Here is a 6,559-nt window from a genome sequence, read left to right on the forward strand (position 1 = left end):
AAATTATTTTAATGTTGCAACACTGATTTTCCATTTATCTTTCTTGGAAACACCCTTAATTGCCATAAGCTTGCTTCGCCCTTTTCCGCGAAGAGAAATTAAATCGCCTTCTTGCAGATGAAATTTATTGTCATCTACCACTCTATAATTGACCTTGACCTGAAGTTTCTGAATGTAGGCTGCAGCATCTTTCCTCGATAATTTGTATATTTCCTTTAAAACTGCATCAAGCCTTAGGGAAGATACAGTTTTATCTGTCTCTATCCATTGTTCCTTTTTGATCTGCATGGAAGATAGATCTCTCTCCTCGAAAATTACATTCGCTTTCTTTATTGAGGTCAAATTTGCAATCACATAGGCAGCAATCTCCTCAGCAAGGATAATCTGAATGGTTCCGTCTCCAGCGAATATATCACCAAGTTTCTTTCGGTGGACCCCTAGTGACATAAAGGCTCCCATCACATCTCTATGTTCAATTGTGATAAATTTATCCTGGTAGCTTGCCTCTAATAGAGTAAGCTGGCAGGAATCCTGTGTGACTACTTCATAAAACGGGGCGATAACCATTCGTTTCCTCTCAGCACCATGACCACCGCCATGTTTATAAATTTTCAGTTCTTCCTGACTCGTGCCAATGAGCATTTCTACAATCTGCTGTTCTCTCGGATCAAGAAAATCTGTCAATTTCGGCTGGAAAGTTAACTCCACTTGCTCTTTCCATGATAATACCTGGTCGATAAACGGTTGTTCTTCTTTTCTGAAATGCTGATAAATATCCATATTAAATCATACTTCCTTTAAAATAAAAACATCCTGAAAAACTCTCCAAGTCCGGCCCGTGCCAATTGGAGTACCAATATAGCTACAATTGGAGACAGATCTATCATTCCCAGCGGAGGAATAAATTTCCGAAACTGTTCTAAATACGGTTCACAGATTCTGGTCAGAATTCTTCCGAATGAAGACTCCCGTGCACCTGGAAACCAAGACATGAAGATGTACACGATAATAGCATAGCCATAAAAGACAAATGCATAATGCAATAATGTATATAATTCAACCATTCAGTACTACCATCCTTTTTCAAATTCATCCTGTTCTGTAAAAAATTCCGAAATAGATCCGGATACTTCCACATTATCAGGTGTACATAAAAATGTTTCTGAACCAAGCTTTTGAATATCTCCATTCACTGCGTATACAGTACCGCTTAAAAAATCTACAATTCGTTTCGCCTGCTGATTTTCCACACGCTGGAGATTGATTATGACAGCACGCCTATTTACGATATTATCGGCTATTTCCTGTGCCTCATTATAGTTGCGTGGTTCATACAATACCACTTTTGATGTTGATTGCTGAACACTTGTCAGATTCACGACATTTTTTGCTGCCTTTTTGGCAACTGCTTTATCCTCGGTTTCAGATGCTTCTTCAACATATTCATACTCGTATTCGTCATCCATGGTGAAATAATTTTTAATCTTATTTTTAATACTCATTTTCTCACCTCTTATGATAATTTTGAATCAGCTGCCCACGAGCTTTGAACCAATTCGTATATGGGTCGCTCCCTCTTCAATGGCTATTTCATAGTCATTGCTCATCCCCATTGACAGGTATTCGCATGGTGCATAGCTTAACTTTTTGCTCTTGACAGTATCTCTCAGTTCGGCTAAGTTGCGGAATACAGTTCTGATTCTTTCTGGATCCTCAATATGAGGGGCCATTGTCATTAGCCCTATAATATGAATATGTTCATACGTCTGAACCTGCTCAATAAAAGGAATAACTTCCTCAGGATCCATTCCATGCTTCGATTCTTCACCACTGACATTCACCTGGATAAAACAATCAACCGGAGAGTCCGCTCGTTTATTTAATTCCTTGGCAAGCGAAATTCTATCAAGCGAATGGAGTACATCAATCTTGTCAATGACATCCTTGACTTTTCTTGTCTGCAGCGTTCCGATAAAATGCCATATTGCCTGATTGCCAAAATGCAGGTATTTCTCAAGCAGGCCTTCATTACGATTTTCGCCAAGATTCTTAATGCCTGCATCAATAGCTTCCTTTGTTCGTTCTATTGTAACATATTTTGTAACTCCAATAACGGTTATATCTTCAGGATTACGTCCGCTTCTTTCGCATGCTTGTCCAATTTTCTCCTGAATTACATTGAGATTTGCTGCTACTTTCATAATACGTATAATTCTCCCATCCAATTATCACGCCAGAAAACCAAGGAATCCCAGCATTCTCCCTGTCTTGCCCTGATCTCGTCTATGTGAAAAAAATAGGTCTTCATCTTGATAGGTGCAATAATTTGTTACCTCTATATTATGACGAAATACACCAGATTGTAAAAGGATTTCTACATTTAATTGCTTTAAATCCAATAAATAACGGTTATTCTCCAAAGAAGTAACCGTTTTTTCTCTGTATTCTTTGCTGATTGACTGGATTACCTTGTCATCCACTTCATAGAACTTCTTTGAAATACAAGGGCCAATTGCCACTAGCAGATTCTCCGGATTACTGCCTTTTTCAAGAAATGCATCCACCATCTTTGCTGCCATCAAATTGACTGTTCCCTTCCATCCTGCATGGGCGATTCCAATGTACTCTGTTACAGGATCAAAGAAATATAAAGGAACACAATCAGCAAAAAACGCCGTACAAAGAATCCCTTTTCGATTCGTAATCAAACCATCTGTTCCTTTTATAGAGCTTTCGTAGGATACAGAGCCTTTTCCTTTTTCCTGTTCGGTAACCTCCTGGACAGCTGTCTGGTGAACTTGCTCACCAGAGATCCAATTATGCAAAGGGAACTTCAATTTTGCAGCGAGAATCTCTCTGTTTTCCACAACATCTCTCTTATTGTCAGGAATATGAAGCCCAGCATTCAGTGTATGATAAGGTGCGCTGCTTACCCCGCCGTTTCTCGTAGTAAATCCTGCAATAAGCTTTGGATGGAGCTGCTGCCATTTTTCTATATTTAAATAGGACTCTTCGTATCCCGCAAATGGTTCTGTCATGATTAATCCTCCTGGAAATAGACTTGTCTTATTTTATCATATTTCCGGATAAATTCATGCTAAAAGCAGCATTATGCCTTTACATATAGATCAGGCTGCTGTACTTCCTTTACAAGAATGACATCGGAACCGATTCTGACAATTTGGTCCCAGGAAATGATTAGTTCGTCAGCTTTGGAGAACATGCCACTTTTCTTTTCTCTTGCAACAACAACAATCGCAAGAATTTTACCCTGGTTACTATCGATCTCCAGGTCAGTAATATGCCCCAGTCTGCTGCCATTGTCAATAACGATAATCTCTTTTAGCTGTAATTCCGATAATTTTATCACGATTCTCACCTGCCTTTATTTAACTATATGCTGGCAAAAGGGATTATTTCGTTAATCATACAAAAACCGGAAAAAACAGATCCGTAATCTGTTCTTCCCGGTAACTTCCAGTTCATTCTATATTCAGTTGAAACAGGCCAGCAGCAAACCATCCCGCTTATTCAAACATTTGCTTATTCATTTGACTGATTGCAGCCTTCTCAAGCCTTGACACCTGTGCTTGTGATATCCCTATTTCGTCGGCTACTTCCATTTGTGTTTTGCCTTGGAAAAAGCGCTTATTCAATATCATCTTTTCTCTTTCATTTAATTGATGCATTCCCTCTTTTAGGGATAGCTTATCGACCCATGTTGAATCTTTATCCTTGTCATCACTAATTTGATCCATAACAAATATGGGATCTCCGCCATCATTATAGATTGGCTCAAATAAAGATACAGGATCCTGAATTGCATCCAATGCGAAAACAATGTCCGAATGGGGTATTCCCATCTCTTCCGCTATCTCGGCCGGTGTTGGTTCTTTTGAGGATTTGCTGATCAGCTTTTCTCTGACTTGTAATGCTTTATACGCTATATCACGCAAGGACCTGGAAACCCGTATTGGGTTATTGTCACGAAGATATCTTCTGATTTCTCCAATAATCATTGGAACAGCATACGTGGAGAATCTTACATTATGTGATAGATCGAAATTATCAATTGATTTCATCAACCCAATGCAGCCCACCTGGAATAAATCATCTACATACTCTCCACGATTGTTAAACCGCTGAATCACACTCAATACTAATCTTAGATTACCGTTTACAAGTTCTTCACGCGCAGATATATCTCCTTCCTGCTGCATCCTTACAAACAGTTTCTTCATTTCATCATTTTTAAGTACAGGAAGTTTGGATGTATCAACACCGCATATTTCTACTTTTTGTCTAGTCAATCTGTCAACCCTCCCAGTCGGTGATGCTGTTCAAGGACAGTATCTCCCCCTGGAAGGGTTTTTATGCACAGCCAGTTCTTCGTTTAGATGGCAGATTTCGCCTCAAAACCTTATCTGCTATAGCTAGACCATTTTATTAAATTCTTTTTTCAGACGGCGAATAATCTTTTTCTCCAATCTTGAAATATAGGACTGTGAAATTCCAAGCATATCCGCTACATCCTTCTGTGTTTTCTCTTCTTCCCCAATCAACCCAAAACGAAGCTCCATGATCTGTTTTTCGCGTGCGTTCAGTTTTTCCAAAGCACTTTTAAGCAAACTTTTATCCACATTGGACTCGAGATTTTTTGTAATGATATCATCATCTGTACCAAGCACGTCAGATAATAATAATTCATTTCCATCCCAATCAATATTTAAGGGTTCATCAAAGGATACCTCTGATTTCAATTTGTTGTTTCTGCGAAGATACATTAGAATTTCATTCTCAATACACCTGGATGCATATGTTGCAAGCTTAATCTTTTTCTCGGGATTGAAGGTATTTACCGCTTTGATCAATCCTATTGTACCTATACTGATCAAATCCTCAATATTAATACCGGTATTTTCAAATTTACGTGCAATATAAACAACCAGACGCAAATTCCGCTCAATCAATACGGCTCTTGCTGCCTTATCGCCTTTAGGCAGCAGGATGAGCAATTCCTGTTCTTCTTGCTTGGAAAGGGGGGGCGGAAGTGCCTCACTGCCACCTATATAGTAAATTTCCGTAGATTTTATTTTAAATTTGATTAATAGCTTATACCATCCCAGTTTCAATTTTAACTTCCACAGACTCACGTTCCTCCACTCCCTTATGCTGATTGTATTGTTGCTAATTTGATTATTTGCGGATGCAGCAAACAATGATAGCTGCTATCCTTGACCAATGTTCCAAACTGGATGCCGATTAAAACATTACTTGTCAACAGTTTTTGATTTTCATAATCTACCATTACCTCATCAGGTCTGATAGCAAGTAAGAAATTGCTATTTCCTTCGACACCCTGATAGGGGATGACTTGTATTTTATGCTCCCAATCTTCCGGAATCTGCTCCAGGGCCAAATTATCATTCGCTTCTTTCAATTGGTCCCATTCCTCATTGGAAAACCAGTTTTTTAAAAATAATTCATCACAAATGACGACTGGCCTTTTCGTGAGTGGATCAAGAAGCTGATTTCCACTATCAATATAGCCCATCGTAGAAAAAGCAGCGTTTTTTATTTGGACATTTACTTCGCACAGCTGGTCGTATCGTATCTTATCCCCCGCATGCTCGTCCATTCTCTTCTTGGTAAAGTACCATACAATCGGAAATCCAATTATGATAAACAGCCAGCTGACAGGGTCTCCATAACCCTTATTAAAAGTCAATATACCGTTCTCTGTTGTCGTAACAGGATTTGCAAGCAGAAAATATACTCCTGTCAATCCACCTCCAATTGCAAAAGATGTGAAGTAAAATAATAATAATAATTTCATCAAGCGGTAATAACCCTTAAAGCCAAATGCACAGAAGACAATGAAGACCGAATAAAGAATCTTGCCAGCAAATCCATTGATAAAACTATCAGGAAAATAAAGAGTGATCGGTACAATTAACGAGGCTATAAATGCCCCAAACAACAATTTTAAAATCCCCGATTGATCCCTGGCCAGTGCCTTTGTCAGCATTAAAAGCATCAAGTCCAGTAAAAAGTTCAATGCCCATACAGCATCAAGGTAAATGGTCAATCCTTCTCTTCCTTCCCTGCAAATCGACTTCATCATTTAAAGTAAAAGATAACTTCATAGATAGATGGAATTACTGAAAAGTATAGAGGACTGCAGAAGCAAAGTCTGTCACTTCTTGTATGCGGATATAGGCTAATTTTCACTATTTCTTAGAGAGTTTGTCGTCCTGTTTTGGCAATGAAGCGCACGTCCTAATATTAAATGCTAATTTTAAATATAGAATGTAGACAGTTTTTTATAAGGTTATTGTTCTTGCCGCATAAGAAATAAACTGTGATGTAACTAGAAATCATTGGTGTTTTATCCGCACTCCGGAAATACACTGCGCTTTCCGCGGGCTCACGCTAAGCCAGGGTACGACTTGCGATTGCTTCCTTGCTCCCTTGCACCGAAGAAGTCTGCTTCGAAGCGTCTTCGGTTTTATTGAAGACAAAAAAGCCAAAGAGAATTTCCTCATTTCTATGCTGCTTT

The 6,559-nt window shown here is 38.8% G+C and carries 9 protein-coding genes; all 9 read right to left on the reverse strand.

All coding sequences use genetic code 11. From position 1 onward, the window contains the following. Positions 1-3: 3 nt before the first annotated feature. The 9 genes from OMHG_RS06720 to spoIIGA all read right to left on the reverse strand — a co-directional run bounded on the left by OMHG_RS06720 (position 4) and on the right by spoIIGA (position 6,088). Positions 4-780: a YlmH family RNA-binding protein gene (locus tag OMHG_RS06720; protein WP_010649445.1), complete on the reverse strand. Its 777-nt coding sequence runs from the start codon at positions 778-780 to the stop codon at positions 4-6. A gap of 17 nt (positions 781-797) precedes the next feature. After that, the gene (locus tag OMHG_RS06725) at positions 798-1,064 is read right to left on the reverse strand and encodes a YggT family protein (protein ID WP_010649446.1); all 267 of its coding nucleotides are present in this window, start codon (positions 1,062-1,064) and stop codon (positions 798-800) included. Positions 1,065-1,070: 6 nt separating this feature from the next. Beyond that, entirely contained in the window at positions 1,071-1,502 is a 432-nt protein-coding gene (locus OMHG_RS06730; protein ID WP_010649448.1) for a cell division protein SepF, read from the reverse strand. Positions 1,503-1,529: 27 nt separating this feature from the next. Then, on the reverse strand, positions 1,530-2,201 hold the full coding sequence (locus OMHG_RS06735; protein ID WP_010649450.1) for a YggS family pyridoxal phosphate-dependent enzyme: 672 nt from the start codon (positions 2,199-2,201) through the stop codon (positions 1,530-1,532). 27 nt (positions 2,202-2,228) lie between these two features. Continuing rightward, positions 2,229-3,038, reverse strand: a complete 810-nt coding sequence (gene pgeF, locus OMHG_RS06740) for a peptidoglycan editing factor PgeF (protein ID WP_010649452.1) — start codon at positions 3,036-3,038, stop codon at positions 2,229-2,231. A gap of 71 nt (positions 3,039-3,109) precedes the next feature. Continuing rightward, a complete protein-coding gene (locus OMHG_RS06745) occupies positions 3,110-3,370 on the reverse strand; it encodes a YlmC/YmxH family sporulation protein (RefSeq protein ID WP_010649453.1) in 261 nt (86 codons plus the stop codon). A 157-nt stretch (positions 3,371-3,527) separates the two neighbouring features. Further along, positions 3,528-4,310, reverse strand: a complete 783-nt coding sequence (gene sigG / locus OMHG_RS06750; protein ID WP_010649454.1) for an RNA polymerase sporulation sigma factor SigG — start codon at positions 4,308-4,310, stop codon at positions 3,528-3,530. Positions 4,311-4,433: 123 nt separating this feature from the next. Continuing rightward, positions 4,434-5,147 (reverse strand): RNA polymerase sporulation sigma factor SigE, encoded by a 714-nt coding sequence (gene sigE, locus OMHG_RS06755; protein WP_044476853.1) that lies wholly within the window; start codon positions 5,145-5,147, stop codon positions 4,434-4,436. A gap of 20 nt (positions 5,148-5,167) precedes the next feature. After that, positions 5,168-6,088: a sigma-E processing peptidase SpoIIGA gene (spoIIGA, locus tag OMHG_RS06760; protein ID WP_010649458.1), complete on the reverse strand. Its 921-nt coding sequence runs from the start codon at positions 6,086-6,088 to the stop codon at positions 5,168-5,170. Between the last annotated feature and the right edge of the window lie 471 nt (positions 6,089-6,559).

This window comes from Oceanobacillus massiliensis str. N'diop, assembly GCF_000285495.1.
GTDB classification, from domain to species: domain Bacteria; phylum Bacillota; class Bacilli; order Bacillales; family Amphibacillaceae; genus Oceanobacillus; species Oceanobacillus massiliensis.

What these genes read in the sequence shown, in the direction of transcription:
- OMHG_RS06720 (WP_010649445.1), bottom strand. Translation starts at nt 780, where the DNA reads ATGGATATTTATCAGCATTTCAGAAAAGAAGAACAACCGTTTATCGAC.
- OMHG_RS06725 (WP_010649446.1), bottom strand. Translation starts at nt 1,064, where the DNA reads ATGGTTGAATTATATACATTATTGCATTATGCATTTGTCTTTTATGGC.
- OMHG_RS06730 (WP_010649448.1), bottom strand. Translation starts at nt 1,502, where the DNA reads ATGAGTATTAAAAATAAGATTAAAAATTATTTCACCATGGATGACGAA.
- OMHG_RS06735 (WP_010649450.1), bottom strand. Translation starts at nt 2,201, where the DNA reads ATGAAAGTAGCAGCAAATCTCAATGTAATTCAGGAGAAAATTGGACAA.
- pgeF (WP_010649452.1), bottom strand. Translation starts at nt 3,038, where the DNA reads ATGACAGAACCATTTGCGGGATACGAAGAGTCCTATTTAAATATAGAA.